This is a genomic window from Candidatus Hodgkinia cicadicola, from assembly GCF_002774925.1.
Window position 1 is genome coordinate 1 of record NZ_NXGO01000124.1, and the last position, 1,448, is coordinate 1,448.

2 protein-coding genes are annotated in these 1,448 nt (G+C 22.9%); both read right to left on the minus strand.

The window, feature by feature from the left end; all coding sequences use genetic code 4:
• Nucleotides 1–627 precede the first annotated feature (627 nt).
• Nucleotides 628–1,215, minus strand: coding sequence for a hypothetical protein (locus tag MAGTDC_RS03610; RefSeq protein WP_146657082.1), 588 nt, complete (start codon nt 1,213–1,215; stop codon nt 628–630).
• A partial coding sequence (locus MAGTDC_RS05745; protein ID WP_278046989.1) for a hypothetical protein occupies nt 1,205–1,448 on the minus strand: 244 nt, incomplete at its 5' end. The genes MAGTDC_RS05745 and MAGTDC_RS03610, both read right to left, overlap by 11 nt.

Consider the following 1,448-nt stretch of genomic DNA (forward strand, 5'->3'; position numbering starts at 1 on the left):
TAACCTCAACATTCATAAATTTATGTTTAATATTACCATACAATTTAATCCGAGATCTATTGTTGGTTAACAATAATATAAATATATCAGAGTTAAAAACATTATTTTGTTGGTTTAATAATTAACCATCTTAATAAGATTAAAAATAACATAAGATCACTTCATTGAAATACTCATGATATTTAATTATTAATATTAATAAGATTAAAAATAACATAAGATCACTTCATTGAAATACTCATGATATTTAATTATTAATATTAATAAGATTAAAAATAACATAAGATCACTTCATTGAAATACTCATGATATTTAATTATTAATAGATTATTTAATATATATCTGATTGAAACTGATTTAAATTCAGTTGTTTTAACTAATAAATTTATTGAACTACTAACAACAAAATTCAACTAAAATCAACACAATTATTAAAGTTTATCAAAACTTGAACTTATTTTCGAATTGAAGAAACAATTCTATTCTTAATTATATTTATTTAAATTATCTGTTCTCATTTACCAAGACACAATCGGATTACAATTATCACGTATTAGTTAATTTCAATACTTTTTACTATTAATTCTTTAAAGAATATACCAAATACTTGTTTTAAACTGTTTATATCTATCAATTAACCATTTTCTTGCATCTATTACATAGATTTTTAAACCTAATACTAATTTTTATCCGAACAAAATCACAAACCATAACATCACCACTTTCTGTTAACCCTTTTGAATAAATTATATTCAATTTAATAAAATCCGACATATCATTGGAACTTATATTTTTAAATAATTTTAATTTATTAACATCACTTACTATTATCGTTATCATGACTAATCTATCTTTTGTTATTGTCTTATCAAATAATATCTCATTAACAACGTCTTTTATTACATTCATTATTTCAAATTGCAACGCAACCATAGAGTTAAACCAATTAGTAGGTAAATTTCAAATAATATAATTATAAATCTTGAGCTGATCAAAAACACCTTTATATCTTGTTGGTAAAATTGGATTGAGTCATTTGCATACCTGCGTTGTCCAACAGGTTATAACATATAAACAGTTCATTCTTTTAGCAGAATACCTAAAATAACAATATAACATACGTTTCGATGTTTCGAAATAATCTATTGAAATATCTTTACATATACTCTCAATGAATTTTAATATGTCACAATACAAATAATTTTTATAAAACAAACCTATCAATCTGACGTAATAATCTAGGAGTCAATTCAGATTCAAATTCTATAACATTAAGTGATCATTTTATTGTATTATCTATTCTATCCAACATTTCTACCATCTTCAGGGATCAATTACCTTCCATTATCCTGTTCTCAGATAAACTAAAGCTAGAAACCCATCCTCTTGAAACGTTATGATCATTATTTATTATATCATTAATTGAAATACTACCAACAGACTTTGAC